Source organism: Ochrobactrum quorumnocens (assembly GCF_002278035.1).
In the GTDB taxonomy this organism is placed as follows: domain Bacteria; phylum Pseudomonadota; class Alphaproteobacteria; order Rhizobiales; family Rhizobiaceae; genus Brucella; species Brucella quorumnocens.
Map to the genome: position 1 here is coordinate 134563 of NZ_CP022604.1, position 19117 is coordinate 153679.

Consider the following 19117-nt stretch of genomic DNA (forward strand, 5'->3'; position numbering starts at 1 on the left):
GCATATATCGAGGGCGTTTATCGCCTGAACGGTAAATGCGGCAGTTTAAAGGGGGGTAAACTTCGCATTCACAAAAAATAACGGTTCTGTCGCGCAAAAGAAAAGGCCCCGCAATGCGGGGCCTTTCCTGAGAACTCATCTGAACAGGTCAGATTAGAACTTGTATGCAACGCCGAGGCGAACTTCGTTGGTCTTGAACTTGTCGCGAACCGAACCGTCGCCAAAGCCGAAGTCGTAGTCCTTGTTACCATAATCGGTGTAACGGTATTCAAGACGTACGATGACGTTGTCAGTTGCTGCATAGTCAATACCTGCGCCAGCGGTCCAGCCGGTGAGGGTCTTGCTCTGCGAAGCTTCGAACGAGCCATCAGCACCAGTCGACGACAATGTGTTCTTTACGCTTCCGAAAGCAACACCACCAGCGATGTATGGAAGGAAGCGATCAACTGCGTAACCTGCACGGGCACGAACCGCACCCGACCAACGCAGCTTGCTTTCAACGCTGTCTGTTCCGTCAAGGAAAGTTTCAGAGTAGCTGTCCTTGAGGTTGTTGTAGGTCACGTCACCGTCGATACCCAGAACAACGCTGTTGCCGAGGTCGAAATTGTAACCTGCATAGAGACCACCGAGGAAGCCGTCTGGCTTGACATTGATGCCGCCATCAAAACGCGACTTGCCCCAGCCGTAACCGATCTGGCCACCAAGGTAAGCGCCGTTCCAGGTAAAGGACGGAGCGACGACAACTGGAGCTGGTTCTTCGTAAACTACAGCGTCAGCTGCCTTTGCGCCAGTTGCTGCGAGAAGAGCAACGGTGGATGCGAGAAGAAGAGACTTGAGCTTCATAATAAATCTCCTTTGGAGAACGGGGAATTCTAAATCTGTTGTACCCAATATAAGCGATTGCCGAAAAGAGTCTGTAGCAAGAAGGCCACAGTCGCGTAATTGTCGCAAAAGTTGCGCACAGAATCGTGATTAGCTTGATTAGCTGCTGTTCTTGGTTACCAAACAGTTAAAATCCAGGGTTGTATTCGGTGAGGATGTTTTTGCTATTTGGATTGGGGTATAGGGTGCGGGTCTAAAGCACGGAGAAAATAAAATGGGTGGGGCAACTGGCGCTTCGCAGCGTGTCGACTGGGTCGATATTGCCAAGTGTATCTGCATAATCTTTGTTGTCATGATGCATTCCACGTTGGGCGTGGAAAAGGCCGCTGGCTCTGAAGGCTGGATGCATCATGTCGTGGCTTTCGCCAAGCCCTTCCGTATGCCTGACTTTTTCCTGATCTCCGGTCTCTTTCTCAACCTTGTCATCGATAGACCATGGCGGCGCTATCTTGATCGCAAGGTCATTCACTTTCTGTATTTCTACATTTTATGGCTGACGATCCAGTTCGCATTCAAAGCACCAGCTATTGCAAGCGAGGCCGGTATTACCGGTGTTGTCGAAGCCTATCTCATGGCGTTCATTGAACCTTTCGGAACGCTCTGGTTCATTTACATTCTGCCGGTCTTTTTCGTTGCGACGCGCCTGTTGAAGCGCGTACCCGTTGGGTTGACCTTCGCATTGCTGGCCATTCTGGAAATTCTGCCAATCCATACCGGTTGGACAATGATCGACGAGTTCTGCTCGCGCTTTGTCTATTTCTTTGCAGGTTATGCTTTCGCACCCTTGATTTTCCGCACCGCCGATTGGCTGCGTCAACGCCCTGTAGTGGGAATATCTGGGCTGCTTATCTGGGGGCTTATCGAATATAAGCTGGTTTTCATGCCAGTACCGGAAAGCCTTGCTTTGCTGATAGCGCCTGCGGGTGATCTTTTAAACGGACGAGGGGCTGTAAGCGATCTTCCGATTATTTCGCTTTTGCTGGGGCTTGTCGGTGCATTAGCGATAATTTCGATTTCATCGCTTTTGAGCTTGCTACCGCATAAAAATGTTCTGAATCGAGGGTTAAGCTGGCTCGGAGCGCATTCGATTGTCGTTTATCTCGCGTTCTTCCTGCCGATGGCGATCGCGCGGACAATTCTTCTGAAATTTGGTTTTCTTGATACCGGTACAGTTTCGCTGCTGACAACCGCAAGCGGTGTCATCGGACCGGTCATTCTCTATGGGTTTATTCAATGGGCAGGCTACGGGCAGTTTCTGTTTCGCCGTCCGAAATGGGCCATGATTGACCATACGCACCAAAAGAAAACTGCGGGTCAAGCGCATCCCGAAAAGTGTGAAACGGTTTTCGAATAAAGCTGCGCGTTAAAACAGATAATTGGAGCGCCGATCTGATCCAATCAGATCGAAACGCGCTCTAGGGTCCAGACTCAATTGAGCCACCATGTGACGATGGCAGCGATATAGCATGTGGCTGTAAAGTTCAGCATGAGCTTGTCATATCGTGTCGCGACCCTCCTCCAGTCCTTGAGGCGGCAAAAGGTGCGTTCGATGATGTTTCGGCGGCGGTAGGCAATTGGGTTGAAAGGTTTGATCCGCTTACGGGTCGGATTATTTGGAATGACCGGTTCAGTGCCGCGAGCTTTGAGAAAATCGCGTAACGCGTTGCTATCGTAAGCCGTATCGGCAGCGCACAGGTTGCTTGGCGGCAGTGGCTCAAGCAGTGGGATGGCAATGGGAGCGTCACCGCGCTGCCCAGGGGTTATTCTCAGTGCGACTGGGCGGCCACAACCATCGACAACAGCATGTATTTTTGTCGATCTGCCGCCTCGCGATCGACCGATGGCTTGAGCTTCCGCCCCCCTTTTCCGCCAGCAGCAGATCGGTGCGCCTTTGCGGTGGTGCTGTCGATCATGTGAATGTCGCGATTGGTCGTCTGCACCAGTGCTTCGAATAGTTGCCGCCATATGCCTTTGGCAGACCAACGATGGAAACGATTGTAGATGGTTGTCGAGGGACCGTAGACAGCGGGGCAATCCTGCCACCGACAGCCAGTGCGCAGCACATGGATGATGCCGCTAATCACCCGGCGGTCGTCAGTTCGATGCGCGCCGGGTTGGTTCGTTGGAAGCAAAGGAGCGATCACTGCCCATTGCCGATCATCAAGCCAGAATTCTCCTGCCATGCTCCAAAACTCCCGTTATCAGGAGAGTGAATCATGAAGAAGTAATTTGATCAAATGTTTAATTGGGTTTGGAGCCTAGAGCGCCGTGCGCCCTCTTGGGCGCACAAAGGTCGCTCTAATACTTTATATTTACAGCATAATTTTACCTTAAACTGATTCAAGTTTAAGGAATTATGCTGTAACCTGAGCGCTCTCTCATGTCGCCGTTTAAAATGCTAAGAATGAGCGAATATATCTTGATCAGGCCACCCCATCAGATCAAGTTCTGAGCGGGTTGGCAGGAATTTGAAGCAGGCATCAGCCTGTTTCGCACGGCCATCACGCTCTAAACGCTTCTCGAATACTGCTTTCAGGCGATGCAGATAAAGCACGTCTGAGGCTGCATAATCGAGCTGGGCTTGGGAAAGCACTTCCGCTGCCCAATCAGATGATTGCTGTTGTTTGGAAATCGAAACATCGAGAAGCTCGTTGCAGATTTCCTTCAAACCATGACGATCCGTATAGGTACGCGTCAGCTTCGAGGCGATCTTCGTGCAGAAAACCGGCTGTGGCATGGTGCCGAACGTATGTGCAAGTACTGCGAGATCGAAACGTCCATAGTGAAAGATCTTGGTAATCGAACGATCTTTCAAAAGCTTAACCAGATTGGGCGCTTTCTTCTGTCCGGCTTCGATCTGGATCACATCTGCAGTGCCGTCGCCAGGCGAGATCTGAACGACGCAAAGCCTGTCGCGATGCGGGTTCAGGCCCAGTGTTTCGGTGTCGATAGCGACTGCATCAACCTGATAATTATCCAAGTTGGGCAAATCGTGCTTGTGAAAACGGATCGTCATTTAGTCTTCCTTATTTGGCTGCGATAGCGGCCATAATGCGAGCCCAAGAACGCTGGCCCTTATGGAAGGAATTCAGCTCATACTTTTCATTGGGCGAATGGATGCGATCATCTTCAAGGCCGAAGCCGACCAGCAGCGATTCCATACCGAGGAACTTGTCGAAGTCGCCGACAATCGGAATCGACCCACCCATGGCGATCAATACGGCTGGCTTTGGCCATTCGTCGGAAAGCGCATCCTTTGCCTTGGAAACAAGCGGAGAATCATATGGCAGCTGGATCGCCGGCGAACCGCCATGCGGATGGAATTCGACCGAGCAGTCGGCTGGCAGGCGTGCTTCAACGAATGCGCGGAAAGCTTCGCGGATGTTCACCGGGTCTTGCTTGTGAACGAGGCGGAATGAAACCTTGGCGGATGCATCAGCCGCAATCACGGTCTTGAAGCCTTCGCCAGTATAGCCGCCGATAATGCCGTTGACTTCAGCCGTTGGGCGGGCCCAGGTCAGTTCCAGAACGCTGCGGTCTTTTTCGCCCGAAGGGACTGAGAGGCCAATTGGACCAAGGAAATTTTCAGCCGTGCGGCCAAGGCTTTCCCACGATTGCAAAATCTGCGACGGCGTTTCTTCTACACCTTCATAGAAACCCGGAACTGTAACCCGGCCGGTTTCATCATGCAGGTCGGCAAGGATTTTTGCGAGAATATGGATCGGATTGGCAGCCGCGCCTCCGAAGAAGCCGGAGTGAAGATCGCGGTCAGCAGCCTTGATGACGATTTGTTCGCCGACAAGTCCGCGCAGACCCACACTGATCGCTGGCGTCTCGGCGTCCCACATGGCGGTATCGCAAACAAGCGCCACATCGGCTTTCAGCTCTTGTTTATGGGCATCAAGGAAAGGCTTGAGCGAAGGAGAACCGGATTCTTCTTCGCCCTCAAAAAGCAATGTCACCTTCACTGGCAGATTGCCGTTAACGGCTTTGTAGGCACGGCATGCTTCGACAAAGGTCATGAGCTGCCCCTTGTCATCGGATGTTCCGCGACCGGTCAAGATCTTGCGACCATTGCCAACGTCCTTGATTGCAGGCTCAAATGGATCGTTGTCCCAGAGATTGAGTGGATCAACCGGCTGCACATCATAATGGCCGTAGAACAGCACGTGTGCCGCATCAGCAGTGGCACCGTCATGATGGGCAACAACCATCGGGTGACCCGGCGTGTCGCGCACACTGGCATCAAAGCCAATGGATTTCAGGTCTTCGACCAGCCATTCGGCGGCCTTCCGGCAGTCGGCCTTGTAAGCCGGGTCAGTCGAGATCGACTTGATCCGCAAAAGATCAAAGAGGTGATCGATGCTCTTATCGAGATTGGTGTCGAGATAATTGAGGACTTTATCGAGTGATTGCGCGGACATGGATGCTTCCTGACGAGTCGTAATACTGGTGGCACACTACAACCAGCAACCCGAAGAAGAAACCCAAATTGAACGCAAAACTGAGAGCAGAAAATGAATTGGCCGTTGCGGTGAGGGGGTTACCACAACGGCCATATCACTACACTCAAAAGCGACAGCCCGGAGAGGGGAATGAGGCTGTCGCGACAACCGGTATCCAACGGGGGACGGGTCAGAAAACCGGCGACCGACGTACTGTCGATGGGTGTAATCTGGCCCTCCAACTGTGGCTATTCAAGGGCATTTAAGATTACAAATTCGTAACATAAACGTTACCTTGCCGGATGAAATCCGTTATCAGTGATAACATGAAAACGTGTGAGGGAAGAGGCACTTATGGATAAGATCACAATGCTCAGTAAGAAGGGCTGGGAAAAGACGTCAGGCAAGTGGCACGGTGAGTTTGAAGGAAATGTGTTCGGGGCGGGTGCGTCCGTCATGTTCTATGCAACTGAAGAAGCGGGACGCGGCCCCAGATTGCATCGCCACCCCTATGACGAGATTTTCATTGTGCGTAAAGGCCGGGCCTTATTCACGGTTGGCGAAGAGCAATTCGAAGCCGACGAAGGCAGTGTCGTATTCGGTGCGGCCAATATTCCACACAAATATGTTAATGTGGGCCCAGGCCTTCTCGAGATGATCGATATTCATGTTTCTGGTGAGTTCATACAGGAAGATCTGGAGTAGCTACTGTCTCTGAAAAGCGCACTCGTGCGATCCAACGGTGGACACTCGTTTCTCCTGACATAAGGCCGGTTTTCTTTGAGCTTTGTTTCCTTTAATTCTAAGCCATGAAAAAAGGTGATCATCTCTTCCTCGTTGACGGCTCGGGCTATATTTTCCGTGCCTATCATGCCCTGCCACCGCTGACGCGTAAGACGGACGGCTTGCCTGTTGGGGCCGTATCTGGTTTCTGCAACATGCTGTGGAAGCTGTTGAAGGATGCGCGCAGCACCGATGTTGGTGTGGTGCCGACGCATTTTGCGGTCATTTTCGATTACTCGTCGCAGACTTTCCGCAAAGAGATTTATCCCGAGTATAAGGCAAACCGCACCGCGCCGCCGGAAGATCTCATTCCGCAATTCGGCCTGATCCGTCAGGCAACGCGTGCATTCAATCTGCCTTGCATCGAAAAGGAAGGTTTTGAGGCCGACGACCTGATCGCAACCTATGCCCGTCTGGCTGAAAATGCAGGCGGCGATGTTACAATCATTTCGTCCGATAAAGATCTCATGCAGCTCGTGACGCCACAGGTGTCCATGTATGACAGCATGAAGGACAAGCAGATTTCGATCCCGGAAGTGATTGAAAAATGGGGCGTGCCGCCTGAAAAGATGATCGATCTGCAATCGCTGACTGGCGATAGCACCGATAATGTACCGGGAATTCCAGGCATTGGCCCGAAGACCGCTGCGCAATTGCTGGAAGAGTTTGGCGATCTTGATACGCTGCTCGCACGCGCTTCTGAGATCAAGCAGAACAAACGTCGTGAAAATATCATCGCTTTTTCTGACCAGACAAAAATCGCGCGGGAGCTCGTAACGCTTAAAACAGACGTGCCGCTCGAAGTTGATCTCGACGGTCTGGTGCTTGAGCCACAGAATGGCCCAAAGCTCATTGGCTTTTTGAAAGCGCTGGATTTCACAACGCTGACCCGTCGCGTGGCCGAAGCAACCGACACTGATGCGTCGGCGGTTGAGCCATGTCATATCGAAACGGAATGGGGTGCAGATGCACACGGTCCCGATGTCGATGTGCCAGCAAAATCAGCGGCCGCTTCGTCCGAAGTTTCTGTTGCCTCCGAAGTGTCTGACGTCAGTGGCTACACGCCGAAAGCATTGGCGGAAAGCCGTGCTGCAACGGCACTTGCGCAGAAAATCGACACCACGGCCTATACCTGCATTCGCGATCTTCCGACGCTGAACAAGTGGCTCGCGGAAGCTGTTGAGACCGGTCTTGTTGCATTCGATACAGAAACCAATTCGCTTGATCCGATGCAGGCAGAATTGATCGGTTTCTCGCTGGCACTTGCACCGGGCAAGGCAGCTTATATTCCGCTCCAGCACAAATCCGGCATGGGTGATCTTCTTGGCGGAGGCATGGTCGAGGGGCAGATTCCACTAGGGGCGGCGCTCGACGCCTTGAAGACCGTTCTTGAGGACAAGTCTGTTCTCAAGATCGCACAAAACATGAAATATGACTGGCTCGTCATGCGCCGTCACGGCATCAACACCGCGTCCTTCGATGACACGATGCTGATTTCCTATGTGCTTGATGCAGGCACCGGCGGACACGGCATGGACCCGCTTTCCGAACGCTGGCTTGGCCATACACCGATCGCCTATAAGGATGTAGCGGGCAGCGGCAAAAGCTCTGTAACCTTTGATATGGTCGATATCGATCGCGCAACGGCTTACGCAGCCGAAGATGCAGACGTAACGCTGCGCCTCTGGCAGGTGCTGAAACCACGTCTGGCCGCAGAAGGATTGGCGTCGGTTTATGAGCGTCTTGAACGTCCGCTGGTCGATGTGCTGGCACGGATGGAAGAACGCGGTATTTCTGTTGACCGACAGGTTCTTTCGCGCCTTTCGGGCGATCTCGCACAGTCAGCGGCCGCCTATGAAGATGAAATCTATGAATTGGCTGGGGAAAAATTCAACATCGGCTCGCCCAAGCAGCTTGGCGATATTCTGTTTGGCAAAATGGGTCTGCCGGGCGCGTCCAAGACCAAAACTGGACAATGGTCGACCTCTGCACAGGTGCTGGAAGATCTTGCCGCTGAAGGCCTACCTCTGCCGCGTAAGATTGTTGACTGGCGTCAGCTGACCAAGCTTAAATCCACTTATACGGATGCGCTGCCGGGCTTTATTCACCCGCAGACCAAGCGCGTTCACACCTCTTATGCGATGGCATCGACCTCGACAGGGCGTTTGTCTTCATCTGAACCAAACTTGCAGAATATTCCGGTTCGTACAGCCGAAGGCCGCAAGATCAGGACGGCATTCGTTGCTGAACCCGGCAACAAGCTGATTTCTGCTGATTACAGTCAGATCGAATTACGCGTACTGGCTCATGTCGCCGATATTCCGCAGTTGAAACAGGCTTTTGCTGATGGCATCGACATTCATGCCATGACAGCATCAGAAATGTTTGGTGTGCCGGTCGAAGGTATGCCTTCGGAAGTGCGTCGCCGCGCCAAGGCGATCAACTTCGGTATTATCTACGGCATTTCGGCCTTTGGCCTTGCCAACCAGCTTTCCATTGCGCGTGAAGAAGCTGGCCAATATATCCGAACCTATTTCGAGCGTTTCCCCGGTATCAAGGACTATATGGAAGCGACCAAGGCGTTTGCGCGCGAACATGGCTATGTCGAAACGATTTTCGGGCGTCGGGCGCACTACCCGGATATTCGTGCTTCCAACCCGCAAGTGAGGGCGTTCAACGAACGTGCGGCAATCAATGCGCCTATTCAGGGTTCCGCAGCCGATGTCATTCGCCGTGCCATGATTCGCATGGAGAAGACGCTGAACGAAGAAAAGCTTGCAGCACGTATGCTATTGCAAGTGCACGATGAATTGATCTTCGAAGTGCCTGAAAGCGAGGTCGAAAAGACAATCCCTGTCGTTCGTCATGTGATGGAGAACGCGGCCATGCCTGCAGTGCCGCTTTCTGTGCCGTTACAGGTCGATGCGCGTGCAGCGCATAACTGGGATGAGGCGCATTGAGGGCTCAACCGGTTGACCTGAGAGGTTTGACACTATAGGTAAGCGGCAATTCTGTTGCTTCGGTAGTCGTCAGTGGGTTTGTGGCCAAAGGGTTTGCGGCCAAGGGTGTCGACTTGTGAAGCTTTTTTGAAAGTTAATCATGTCTCTGCCTGAATCCATTGCTCCGGCTCTCTCCGGAGCATTAGCCGCTCGTGGCTACAACACTCTCACCGCTGTTCAGAACGCTGTTCTCGCACCGGAAACGCTTCACGCCGATCTGCTCGTTTCAGCACAGACCGGCTCCGGTAAGACCGTTGCTTTCGGTCTTGCCATGGCTTCCACAATCCTTGGTGATGAACTGCGCTTCGGTAATCCTGGTGCGCCACTTGCCATGATCATCGCACCAACGCGCGAGCTGGCTCTGCAGGTTCAGCGCGAACTGGAATGGCTCTATGCTGATACTGGTGCACGTATTGCTTCGTGTGTTGGTGGCATGGATATCCGTTCTGAGCGCCGTGTGCTTGAACGCGGCTCGCATATCGTTGTCGGAACGCCTGGTCGTCTGCGTGATCATATCACCCGTAATGCGCTCGATATGTCTGAACTGCGCGTCGTCGTGCTCGATGAAGCTGACGAAATGCTCGATATGGGCTTCCGTGAAGACCTCGAATTCATTCTCGGCGAAGCACCTGCTGACCGCCGCACATTGATGTTCTCGGCAACCGTACCGAAGCCGATTGCACAGCTTGCCAAGCGCTTCCAGAAAGATGCACTGCGTATTTCTGCTGCGGGCGAAGCTGGTCAGCACGCCGATATTGATTATTTCGCGATGCCTGTTCCGCCGCAGGAGCGTGATCACGCTATCATCAATACGCTGCTTTATTATGATGCACAGAACTCGATCATTTTCTGCTCGACCCGTGAAGCTGTGAAGCACATGGCGAGCCGCCTTTCCAACCGCGGCTTTGCAGTTGTGGCCCTTTCGGGCGAACTGAGCCAGGCTGAACGTAACAACGCGCTGCAATCGATGCGTGATGGCCGTGCCCGCGTTTGTGTGGCAACCGACGTTGCTGCCCGCGGTATCGATCTACCTAATCTTGATCTCGTGATCCACGCAGATCTGCCAAACAATGCTGAAACCATGCTGCACCGTTCAGGCCGTACCGGTCGTGCGGGCCGTAAGGGCACCTGTGTTCTGGTTGTTCCATTCTCGCGCCGCCGCATTGCAGAGCGTCTTCTGCATATGGCAAAGCTTGATGCGCAGACTGTTCCAGCACCGGGCATCGCTGCGGTTCAGGCAAAGAACAACGAACGCATTCTCAATGGCGAGGCTTTCAATCAGCCGGTTGAAGAAGAGCATCAGGAACTCTTGAAAGCACTGACCGAGCGTTACACGCCGGAACAGATCGCCAGCGCGTTCCTCAATCGCGAACTTGCTGCGTTGCCTGCAGCCGAAGAAGTTTCTGACGCTCCGGTTCATCCGGTTGGCGGAAAGAAGCCTCGTGAACGTTCAGAACGTGGTGATCGTCCAGAACGTGGCGAACGCTTTGATCGCGGTGATCGTGCAGAGCAAGGCGAACGCTTCGACCGCAATGCGCGTTTCGATGGCGTCTGGTTCTCGGTTTCCGCCGGACGTAAGCACCGCGCCGATCCTAAGTGGCTTCTGCCTTTGATCTGTAAGGCCGGTGACGTTTCCAAGCGCGAAGTCGGTTCGATCAAGATTTTCGACAACGAAACGCGTTTTGAAATTGTTGCTTCCAAGGCTGATGAGTTCCGTCGTTCGGTTGAAGAACGCGGTACCGGTGAAAAGGGCCTCGTGATCCGTCCGGCCGTTGCTGGCGCTGGCGGCGACGCTGCTCCGCGCGAAGGCAAGCGTGATTTCAAGCCACGCAGCGACAAGCCAAGAAGCGATTTCCGCGACGGTCCGCGCGACAATAGTCGCGACAATGCGAAGAACAGCTGGGCCAAGCCTAAAGGCGACTTCAAGAAAGATGGTTTCAAGAAGGACGGCAAAAGCGGCTATCCGAAGAAGAACCGCGGAGAGTAATTTCCGATCATAAAAAAAGCCCGCCAATCGGCGGGCTTTTTGTTGTCATCGGTTTTTGTTTTGTCTTGAATAAAAAGCCCCCGAAAGCCCCGATGTCTTTCGGGGGCTGTTTTTTATACGTCCAGATTGGCAACGCTGAGCGCGTTTTCCTGAATAAACTCGCGGCGTGGCTCGACTTCATCACCCATTAGGCGCGAGAAGAGCGAGTCGGCATCGGTTGCGTCGTTTACCCGGACCTGCAGTAGCGAACGCACGTTCGGATCGAGCGTGGTTTCCCAAAGCTGATCGGCGTTCATTTCGCCCAAGCCTTTGTAACGCTGTAGCGTGAGACCTTTGCGGCCCGTTGCGAAAATCGCATCAAGCAGAGCCATCGCGCCGGAAAGCGTTTCAACCTTGTCTTTGCGACGAAGTACAGGCGGCTCGGCAAAGACTTCCGACATGCGTGACGCCACACGGTCGATCTGGCGTGCATCGGCAGAACCGAGCAGTGCCATATCGAGAATTGCGACATCCTTGACGCCACGAACTACGCGCTCAAAACGATAGCCGCCATCTTCAGTCACATGTGCAGTCCAGCCACGCTCTGTTTCTTCCGAGATCATGTCGAGACGCTGTGCAACAATGCCCGCAGAGGTTTGTGCAGTAGCGTCGTTTGCCGTTGAATTGGGGTTGAGAAGTCCGGCAATCGCTGCCTGTTCAACGACACTCCGGTCATAGCGCGTGTGCAGACCGGAGAGCAGCTGACGCAGCGTGCGTGCATCATCGACGACGGAACGAAGGTCTGGTCCGGCGCGCACTTCACCGCTTGCCATTTCAAGGGTTGCTTCTTCGAGGCCAGTTTCAATGAGGAAGTCCTCAAAGGCTGCTTCGTTCTTGATATATTGCGAGGACTTGCCGCGAGACACCTTATAGAGCGGAGGCTGCGCGATGTAGATATGACCGCGCTCGATGAGTTCTGGCATCTGGCGGAAGAAGAAGGTCAACAGCAGCGTACGAATATGCGCACCGTCGACGTCAGCATCCGTCATGATGATAATCTTGTGGTAGCGCAGCTTATCCGGGTTGAAGCCGTGAGTTTCATCTTTGCCGATGGAAGTGCCGAGCGCTGTAATCAAGGTGCCGACCTGATCCGATGAGATCATCCGGTCAAAACGGACGCGCTCCACATTGAGGATCTTGCCGCGCAGCGGCAGAATCGCCTGGTTCTGGCGCGAGCGACCGCTCTTCGCGGAACCACCTGCGGAATCACCCTCGACGATGAAGATTTCCGACTTAGCAGGATCACGTTCCTGACAATCGGCAAGCTTGCCGGGCAGGGACGTCACACTCAGATTGCTCTTGCGGGTGATGTCACGCGCCTTGCGGGCTGCTTCACGCGCTGCTGCTGCCTGAATGACCTTTTCGACGATGGTCTTGCCACCCGCCGGATGTTCTTCGAGCCATGTCGAAAGCGCTTCGTTGACGAGGCTCTCCACAATCGGACGCACTTCCGAGGAAACCAGCTTGTCCTTGGTCTGCGACGAGAATTTAGGGTCAGGAACCTTGACGGAAAGAACAGCGGTCAGACCTTCGCGGCAATCATCGCCGGTGAGCTGCACCTTTTCCTTCTTGGTCATGCCGGAAGCATCCGCATAGCCTGTTACCTGACGGGTGAGGGCACCACGGAAACCAGCCAAATGGGTGCCGCCATCGCGCTGCGGAATGTTGTTGGTGAAGCAAAGTACCTTTTCGTGGTAGGAATCATTCCACCACATGGCGACTTCAACGGTCATTCCGTCTTTTTCGCTCTTGATATAGATCGGCGTTTCCAGAAGCGACTTTTTGCTCTGGTCGATATATTTCACGAACTCGATGACGCCACCGTCATAGTGGAGTTCCTGTTCGCGAATATCGGCATGACGGCGATCAGCAAGCTTGATACGGACGCCGGAATTTAGAAACGCCAGTTCACGCAGACGGCGTTCCAGCGTGTCGTAATCAAACTCGATCATCGTGAATGTATCGGGCGACGGCAAAAAGCTGACTTCGGTCCCAGTGTCGCTGCCAGCGTCACCAGTGACGATCAGCGGGGAATCCGCGACGCCATGCGTGAAGCTCATTTCGTGGATTTTGCCTGCGCGGCGAATTTTCAGCTTCAGCCAGATCGACAACGCGTTCACAACTGAAACACCCACGCCGTGCAGACCACCCGAAACCTTATAGGAGTTCTGGTCGAATTTACCGCCGGCATGGAGCTGTGTCATGATGACCTCAGCCGCAGAGACGCCTTCTTCCTTGTGGATGTCGGTCGGGATGCCGCGACCGTTATCGGTCACGGTGCAGGAGCCGTCGGCGTTAAGCGTAACGGTGACAAGCGTTGCATGTCCGGCAAGCGCTTCATCAATGGCGTTGTCCACCACTTCGTAGACCATGTGATGCAGGCCGGAGCCGTCATCCGTGTCGCCGATATACATGCCAGGGCGCTTACGAACAGCGTCCAGACCTTTCAGCACACGAATGGAATCCGCGCCATATTCGGCGGGGGCTTCGGAATTCATCTCTGGAGTCTCGCTCATGAAAATCTTTCGAAAATGCGCCGCGGATGCGGCCTTAAAGCCTGCTGCAACTGCAGCATCAAAAACACTGTCGAATCACACGACAAACATGGTTTTAATATAGGCGTTAAAGGCGATTTTTCCAAATTTTGGGGCCAAATTTGCCGGGGATTCAGCTCATTTGGCTAGCTATACAGAATTGGGTTGGCGTGGGGTGTCTGGAACCGCCACAATTGGAGCTTATATTCTCTCAACGGGGGCGTTCTTGACCCGATTTTATAAACCCTGATTTTTATAAAAAGGAACGCTTGATGGAAATTGCAGCCAAGATGACCGACACAGCAAATCCCTTTATTCCGCCTGCACCGCGTCCGCGTGAAAAGCCGGTAGGCCGTTTCGAGATGATGCGCGTGGTTTATAAAAACCCGCTCGAATTATGGGGTGAGCCCTCATACAACGAGCCTTGGGTGTCGGTGAGCTGGCTTGGTATAAAAACCATCATCGCCAATGATCCCGGACTAATCCGCCATGTGCTGGTTGATAACGCCGCCAATTACCCCATGTCCGCCATTCGCCAGCGCGTTCTACGCCCAATCCTGCGCGATGGTCTTCTAACGGCAGAGGGGCAGGTCTGGAAGCGCTCGCGCAAGGCGATGGCACCGGTTTTCACACCGCGCCATATTGGCGGTTTTGCCGAGACCATGCGGGAGCGCTCAAAGCATTTTGTCGAGCGTTACAAGACAAGTGGCACGATAACCGATGTCGCCCACGACATGACGCTTTTGACCTATGATATTCTGGCAGAAACCTTGTTTTCCGGCGAGATCGCTGGCGATCCTAATGATTTCGCCCGCCAGATCGACAAGCTGTTTGAAACCATGGGCCGCGTTGATCCCTTTGATCTGCTTGGCCTGCCGGACTGGCTTCCACGTTTCACGCGTCTGCGCGGCCAGCAATCGCTTGGCTTTTTCCGTGAACTGGTTTCCGGCACAATTGCTATGCGTAAAGAGCGCATGGACAAGGGCGAGGACGTTCCAAATGATTTCCTGACGCTGCTTTTGCGCGCTGAAGGACCGGACGGACTGAACCGCTCCGAGATTGAAGATAACATCATCACCTTCATTGGTGCCGGGCACGAGACCACCGCCCGTGCGCTTGGCTGGACGCTTTATCTGCTTGCGAAGGCACAGCAGGAACGTGCACGCGTGGAAGCCGAAATAGACGCTTTCTTTGCGGATGGTCGCGATGATCTGCCGCCGCAGGAATGGCTGGCAAAACTGCCCTATACGCGCGCAGCGTTTGAAGAAGCGATGCGGCTCTATCCGCCCGCGCCGTCGATCAATCGTGAGGCGGCAGTCGATGACAGCTATGGCGATCTGAAAATTGCCAAAGGTACGGCTGTTTTGGTGATGCCGTGGGTGATCCATCGCCACAGGCTTTACTGGCAGGAGCCGGACGCTTTCAAGCCGTCACGCTTCTGGCCGGAAAACCGTGATCAGATCGACCGTTTCCAATATCTGCCGTTCGGCGCAGGCCCGCGCGTCTGCATCGGTGCAAGTTTCGCGCTTCAGGAAGCGGTTATTGCGCTTGCCATCTTGCTACGCGAACACCGCTTCGACGTGCTTGAAACGACGAAACCTTGGCCGGTTCAGAAGTTGACCACCCAGCCACAGGGTGGTTTACCGATGAAGGTGGTGAAGCGTTAAAGCATTTCCAGCAAAAGTGGGAACCGGTTTTGCGTTCGGATATGCGTAAAAACAAATAGTTACAGGGGTTCCAACGGTTCAATGTTAACTGGAACCGCTGTAAGCCGAGGCGGTGTTGGTCGCAACCCGGGCAAGGTGCTGATACTCAGCATCCGCAAGATTGAGAAGGTTCGCGAGTTCTTCGGGGCTGAACCATTTTATTTGCGAATGTTCATCGCAGACATTACGGGGTTCGCCACCGTCCCATGCCGTGACTTGATAAATCTGGCAGATGGAATCGCCGTATAAATCAGGTCTTTTCTCATCGACTGCACCGATCCAGCGGAACTGCGTTGGGCGAATACCGATTTCCTCACCCATTTCGCGAATGAGCGCCTCTTCCAGAGTTTCGCCGGGTTCGACATGACCACCGGGCGTGTCCCAATGTTCGGGCCATGCCTTTTTCCAAGGGGAGCGTAACCCCATCAGTACTTTTCCTTCGTCATTCACGACGAAGGCGCCGACTGTGACGACTTTTTTCTCCACGATGGCACTCCTGTCCTGACGAGGCGTTTGTAAACTAACTCACAGCGGTTCCAGTTAATACTGAACCGTCGGAACCGCTGTAACTATTTGTTTTTAAGCATTTCCGAACGCAAAACCGATTCCCACTTTTGCTGGAAATGCTTTAAGCGCCAGTTCACAAACGCACATTGCCAATTCTTATCTGCCAAGATGTTCTGCATGCCACTTGAGATGGTCATCCATGAAGGTCGAGATGAAGAAATAGGAATGGTCATAGCCTTCGTGCATGTTGAGCTTGAGCGGGATGCCAGCTTTCTTGCAGGCTTCTTCCAGCAACCACGGACGCAGGCCGTCGTTGAGGAAGCCGTCTGCTGTGCCTTGATCGACAAGAAATTCCGGAAAGCGATAGCCATCTTCAATCAGCAGCGTTGCGTCATAGGCACGCCATGCGCGCTCTTCTGCGCCTAGGTATTTTTCCAGTGCAGGCTTCGACCATCCCGCCGTTGACGGCTGGACAATCGGCGCGAAAGCCGATGCCGACTTGAAACGGTCGGGGTTTTTTAAAGCAATTGTTAGCGCGCCATGTCCGCCCATCGAATGGCCGGTGATTGCCTGTCGCGACATATCGAGCGGAAACTCACTTGCCACCAGTTCGGTCAGTTCCTTGGTGATGTAGCTATACATCTGATAGTTCTTGGCAAACGGCTCTTGCGTGGCATCGACGTAGAAGCCAGCGCCTTTGCCAAATTGCCAGTTATCCGGCTCGTCGGGGACATTGTCACCGCGCGGACTTGTATCAGGGCAAATAACGGCAATTCCAAGTTCTGAGGCCATTTGGCGATATTCGCCCTTATCCATCACGTTTTGATGCGTAGAGGTAAGGCCAGAAAGATACCACAGCACCGGAACCGCACCATCCTTTGCCTGTGGCGGCAGGAAGACGGCAAAGGTCATGTCGCATTGATTGGTCTCGCTCTTATGGCGATACACGCCCTGCGTGCCACCAAAGCTCTTTGCGGTGGAGATCGTTTCCATGAATAATCCTAATTTCCTAATGCCACCGCGACATTGACTGCCGCTGCGACAAGAACCGTATTGAAGAAGAACGAGACGACACTGTGCAACAATGTGGTGCGGCGCATATAGGTCGTGCTCAAATTGGTGTCGGAGGTTTGTGCGGTCATACCGATGACGTAGGAGTAATACGCAAAATCCCAGCCGCATGGCGCATCAGTTTCTGGAAAAAGGAACCCGCCTTTATGGCCGGCTTTGCTGGACTTGTCGGGCTGCCAGAAAACATGGGCATAGTGCAGCGCCGCCATCATATGGATCGTTGCCCAGCCAAGTGGCACGGCGGCAAGTGTCATTGCGAGTGCAAAGCCATCGGGTTCCGGTTTCTGGTTAATCAGAATAAACAGCGAGGCAACCGCAACAATTACGGCAGCAAATGTCACCGAGAAGATGATCCACACTGGTTCGTCAGCGCTCGCTGCGTGTTTTTTCAGATAGGCCGCGGTGAGTTGGGGCAGTGCATATAGCGCGAGCCCCAGATAGATCAGGAAGAAGCAGTTTGCGCCAACGACTGGGGCAAGCGGGCTTTTAAGCGCGTAAGCGATGATGAATGCTGCCACGCCGCCAGCGGCGCCAAGGTAAAACGACATATGGCGGCGCAGCAAAAACATCAGGCGGTTACTTCCTTTGGGTCTAACCGCATATCGACATGCGGGATGCCGTCTTCGAGATATTCTTCCGAAATCGCGACAAAGCCGAACGAACCATAGAATTTCTGCAGATGGCTTTGCCCACCAAGCTCGATAGCGATGCCGGGGAACCGTTCATGCGCAAACTCCACCGCCTCTTTCATCAGACGCTGGCCGAGTTTGTAGCCGCGATAATCTGCTGCCACGACAACACGCCCGATCTTCACTGGCTTTCCTGTGCTCTCTGGCGGAAGAACGCGCAAAGACGCTGCAAGTTCCTCGTTATCAAGAATGCGTAAGTGAAACGCGTCATAGTCCTTGCCGTCGATTTCGGGGTAGGGGCATTTCTGCTCCACCACGAAAACATCCACGCGCAGCTTCAGCATCGCATAAAGCGCGCGCGGCGTCAGGTTGTCGAGTTCACCCCACTGGGAAACGAAAATCTTTTCGCTCATCAGTAGACGATCACTGAGCGGATCGACTTGCCTTCATGCATCAGATCGAAAGCTGTGTTGATCTCATCAAGCGGCATGGTGTGGGTGATCAGGCTGTCAATGTCGATCTTGCCTTCCATGTACCAATCGACGATCTTCGGCACATCGGTACGACCGCGCGCGCCGCCAAAGGCCGTACCCTTCCAGACGCGTCCGGTGACGAGCTGGAACGGACGCGTTGCGATTTCCTTGCCGGCTTCCGCCACACCGATGATGATCGATTCACCCCAGCCGCGATGGGTGCATTCCAGCGCCTGACGCATGACATCGGTATTGCCGGTTGCGTCAAACGAATAATCCGCGCCGCCATCGGTCAGGTCCTGAATCGCCTGCACAACCTTGTCATTGCCGATTTCACGCGGGTTGACGAAGTCGGTCATGCCGAACTTCTTCGCCATTTCAACCTTGGATGGATTGATGTCGACGCCGATGATCTTGTCGGCACCAACCATACGCGCGCCCTGAATGACATTGAGACCAATGCCGCCAAGGCCAAACACAACCACATTGGAACCCGGACGAACCTTAGCCGTATAAATAACCGCGCCAATGCCGGTGGTGACGCCGCAGCCGATATAGCAGATCTTGTCGAAAGGCGCATCTTCACGAACCTTGGCAAGAGCGATTTCCGGCAGAACTGTGAAGTTCGAGAAGGTCGAACAGCCCATATAATGGAACACTTCGCCGCCATCGCAAGAAAAGCGTGTGGTGTGATCCGGCATCAGACCCTGACCCTGTGTGGCGCGGATAGAGGTGCAGAGATTGGAGCGCTGCGACAAACAGGTTTTGCACGAGCGGCATTCCGGCGTGTAGAGCGGGATCACGTGATCGCCGGGTTTGACGGAGGTAACACCTGCGCCCACTTCGCGCACAATGCCCGCACCTTCATGGCCGAGAATGGCCGGAAATTTGCCTTCGGAATCAAGGCCGGAAAGCGTATAGGCATCGGTGTGGCAAACGCCGGTCGCCATGATTTCGACCAGCACTTCGCCAGCGCGTGGACCGCCGATTTCGATGGTTTCGATGGTGAGCGGCTTCTTTGCCTCCCAGGCAACGGCGGCACGTGATTTCATGGCTCTAGTC

General features: G+C 53.8%; 14 protein-coding genes and 1 pseudogene. 5 read left to right on the forward strand and 10 right to left on the reverse strand.

Translation table 11 applies throughout. The annotated features are described in order from the left end of the window. Positions 1 to 153: 153 nt before the first annotated feature. Positions 154 to 843: an outer membrane protein gene (locus CES85_RS10085; RefSeq protein ID WP_095445879.1), complete on the reverse strand. Its 690-nt coding sequence runs from the start codon at positions 841 to 843 to the stop codon at positions 154 to 156. Between the two features lie 253 nt (positions 844 to 1096). Here CES85_RS10085 and CES85_RS10090 point away from each other — a divergent pair, with 253 nt between their 5' ends. Then, the gene (locus CES85_RS10090) at positions 1097 to 2236 is read left to right on the forward strand and encodes an acyltransferase family protein (RefSeq protein WP_095445880.1); all 1140 of its coding nucleotides are present in this window, start codon (positions 1097 to 1099) and stop codon (positions 2234 to 2236) included. Between the two features lie 143 nt (positions 2237 to 2379). Here CES85_RS10090 and CES85_RS10095 read toward each other — a convergent pair. The 3 genes and pseudogenes from CES85_RS10095 to CES85_RS10105 all read right to left on the reverse strand — a co-directional run. After that, positions 2380 to 3065 (reverse strand): annotated as a pseudogene (locus tag CES85_RS10095) (IS5 family transposase); the annotation flags it as partial. Positions 3066 to 3280: 215 nt separating this feature from the next. After that, a complete protein-coding gene (locus CES85_RS10100; protein ID WP_095445881.1) occupies positions 3281 to 3898 on the reverse strand; it encodes a ribonuclease D in 618 nt (205 codons plus the stop codon). Between the two features lie 10 nt (positions 3899 to 3908). Then, positions 3909 to 5306 carry a dipeptidase gene (locus CES85_RS10105; RefSeq protein ID WP_095445882.1) on the reverse strand — a complete coding sequence of 466 codons (1398 nt, stop codon included), beginning with the start codon at positions 5304 to 5306 and terminating at the stop codon, positions 3909 to 3911. 375 nt (positions 5307 to 5681) lie between these two features. Here CES85_RS10105 and CES85_RS10115 point away from each other — a divergent pair, with 375 nt between their 5' ends. The 3 genes from CES85_RS10115 (at position 5682) to CES85_RS10125 (ending at position 11096) form a co-directional block, all read left to right on the forward strand. Continuing rightward, entirely contained in the window at positions 5682 to 6032 is a 351-nt protein-coding gene (locus tag CES85_RS10115; protein WP_095445883.1) for a cupin domain-containing protein, read from the forward strand. Positions 6033 to 6136: 104 nt separating this feature from the next. Then, the gene (polA, locus tag CES85_RS10120) at positions 6137 to 9070 is read left to right on the forward strand and encodes a DNA polymerase I (protein ID WP_095445884.1); all 2934 of its coding nucleotides are present in this window, start codon (positions 6137 to 6139) and stop codon (positions 9068 to 9070) included. Between the two features lie 139 nt (positions 9071 to 9209). Then, positions 9210 to 11096, forward strand: a complete 1887-nt coding sequence (locus tag CES85_RS10125; RefSeq protein WP_095445885.1) for a DEAD/DEAH box helicase — start codon at positions 9210 to 9212, stop codon at positions 11094 to 11096. A 113-nt stretch (positions 11097 to 11209) separates the two neighbouring features. Here CES85_RS10125 and gyrB read toward each other — a convergent pair whose 3' ends face one another. Beyond that, complete coding sequence (gyrB, locus tag CES85_RS10130) at positions 11210 to 13651, reverse strand: DNA topoisomerase (ATP-hydrolyzing) subunit B (RefSeq protein ID WP_095445886.1); 2442 nt, start codon at positions 13649 to 13651, stop codon at positions 11210 to 11212. Between the two features lie 290 nt (positions 13652 to 13941). Between gyrB and CES85_RS10135 the strand changes: the two genes are divergently transcribed. Next, a complete protein-coding gene (locus CES85_RS10135; RefSeq protein WP_095445887.1) occupies positions 13942 to 15336 on the forward strand; it encodes a cytochrome P450 in 1395 nt (464 codons plus the stop codon). A gap of 84 nt (positions 15337 to 15420) precedes the next feature. Here CES85_RS10135 and CES85_RS10140 read toward each other — a convergent pair whose 3' ends face one another. From CES85_RS10140 to CES85_RS10160, 5 genes are all read right to left on the reverse strand, one after another. Further along, entirely contained in the window at positions 15421 to 15861 is a 441-nt protein-coding gene (locus tag CES85_RS10140) for an NUDIX hydrolase (RefSeq protein WP_157743451.1), read from the reverse strand. A 177-nt stretch (positions 15862 to 16038) separates the two neighbouring features. Beyond that, a complete protein-coding gene (gene fghA / locus CES85_RS10145) occupies positions 16039 to 16875 on the reverse strand; it encodes an S-formylglutathione hydrolase (protein WP_095445889.1) in 837 nt (278 codons plus the stop codon). 8 nt (positions 16876 to 16883) lie between these two features. Further along, a complete protein-coding gene (locus CES85_RS10150) occupies positions 16884 to 17522 on the reverse strand; it encodes a DUF1345 domain-containing protein (protein WP_095445890.1) in 639 nt (212 codons plus the stop codon). Then, positions 17522 to 17995, reverse strand: a complete 474-nt coding sequence (locus CES85_RS10155; protein WP_095445891.1) for a GNAT family N-acetyltransferase — start codon at positions 17993 to 17995, stop codon at positions 17522 to 17524. Before CES85_RS10155 ends, CES85_RS10150 begins: the two co-directional genes overlap by 1 nt. Further along, positions 17995 to 19107, reverse strand: a complete 1113-nt coding sequence (locus tag CES85_RS10160; protein WP_095445892.1) for an S-(hydroxymethyl)glutathione dehydrogenase/class III alcohol dehydrogenase — start codon at positions 19105 to 19107, stop codon at positions 17995 to 17997. The genes CES85_RS10155 and CES85_RS10160 overlap by 1 nt, the downstream gene beginning before the upstream one ends. Positions 19108 to 19117: the final 10 nt, after the last annotated feature.

What these genes read in the sequence shown, in the direction of transcription:
- CES85_RS10115 (WP_095445883.1), top strand. Translation starts at nt 5,682, where the DNA reads ATGGATAAGATCACAATGCTCAGTAAGAAGGGCTGGGAAAAGACGTCA.
- CES85_RS10105 (WP_095445882.1), bottom strand. Translation starts at nt 5,306, where the DNA reads ATGTCCGCGCAATCACTCGATAAAGTCCTCAATTATCTCGACACCAAT.
- CES85_RS10125 (WP_095445885.1), top strand. Translation starts at nt 9,210, where the DNA reads ATGTCTCTGCCTGAATCCATTGCTCCGGCTCTCTCCGGAGCATTAGCC.
- CES85_RS10100 (WP_095445881.1), bottom strand. Translation starts at nt 3,898, where the DNA reads ATGACGATCCGTTTTCACAAGCACGATTTGCCCAACTTGGATAATTAT.
- CES85_RS10090 (WP_095445880.1), top strand. Translation starts at nt 1,097, where the DNA reads ATGGGTGGGGCAACTGGCGCTTCGCAGCGTGTCGACTGGGTCGATATT.
- CES85_RS10160 (WP_095445892.1), bottom strand. Translation starts at nt 19,107, where the DNA reads ATGAAATCACGTGCCGCCGTTGCCTGGGAGGCAAAGAAGCCGCTCACC.
- CES85_RS10085 (WP_095445879.1), bottom strand. Translation starts at nt 843, where the DNA reads ATGAAGCTCAAGTCTCTTCTTCTCGCATCCACCGTTGCTCTTCTCGCA.
- fghA (WP_095445889.1), bottom strand. Translation starts at nt 16,875, where the DNA reads ATGGAAACGATCTCCACCGCAAAGAGCTTTGGTGGCACGCAGGGCGTG.
- gyrB (WP_095445886.1), bottom strand. Translation starts at nt 13,651, where the DNA reads ATGAGCGAGACTCCAGAGATGAATTCCGAAGCCCCCGCCGAATATGGC.
- CES85_RS10135 (WP_095445887.1), top strand. Translation starts at nt 13,942, where the DNA reads ATGGAAATTGCAGCCAAGATGACCGACACAGCAAATCCCTTTATTCCG.
- polA (WP_095445884.1), top strand. Translation starts at nt 6,137, where the DNA reads ATGAAAAAAGGTGATCATCTCTTCCTCGTTGACGGCTCGGGCTATATT.
- CES85_RS10155 (WP_095445891.1), bottom strand. Translation starts at nt 17,995, where the DNA reads ATGAGCGAAAAGATTTTCGTTTCCCAGTGGGGTGAACTCGACAACCTG.
- CES85_RS10150 (WP_095445890.1), bottom strand. Translation starts at nt 17,522, where the DNA reads ATGTTTTTGCTGCGCCGCCATATGTCGTTTTACCTTGGCGCCGCTGGC.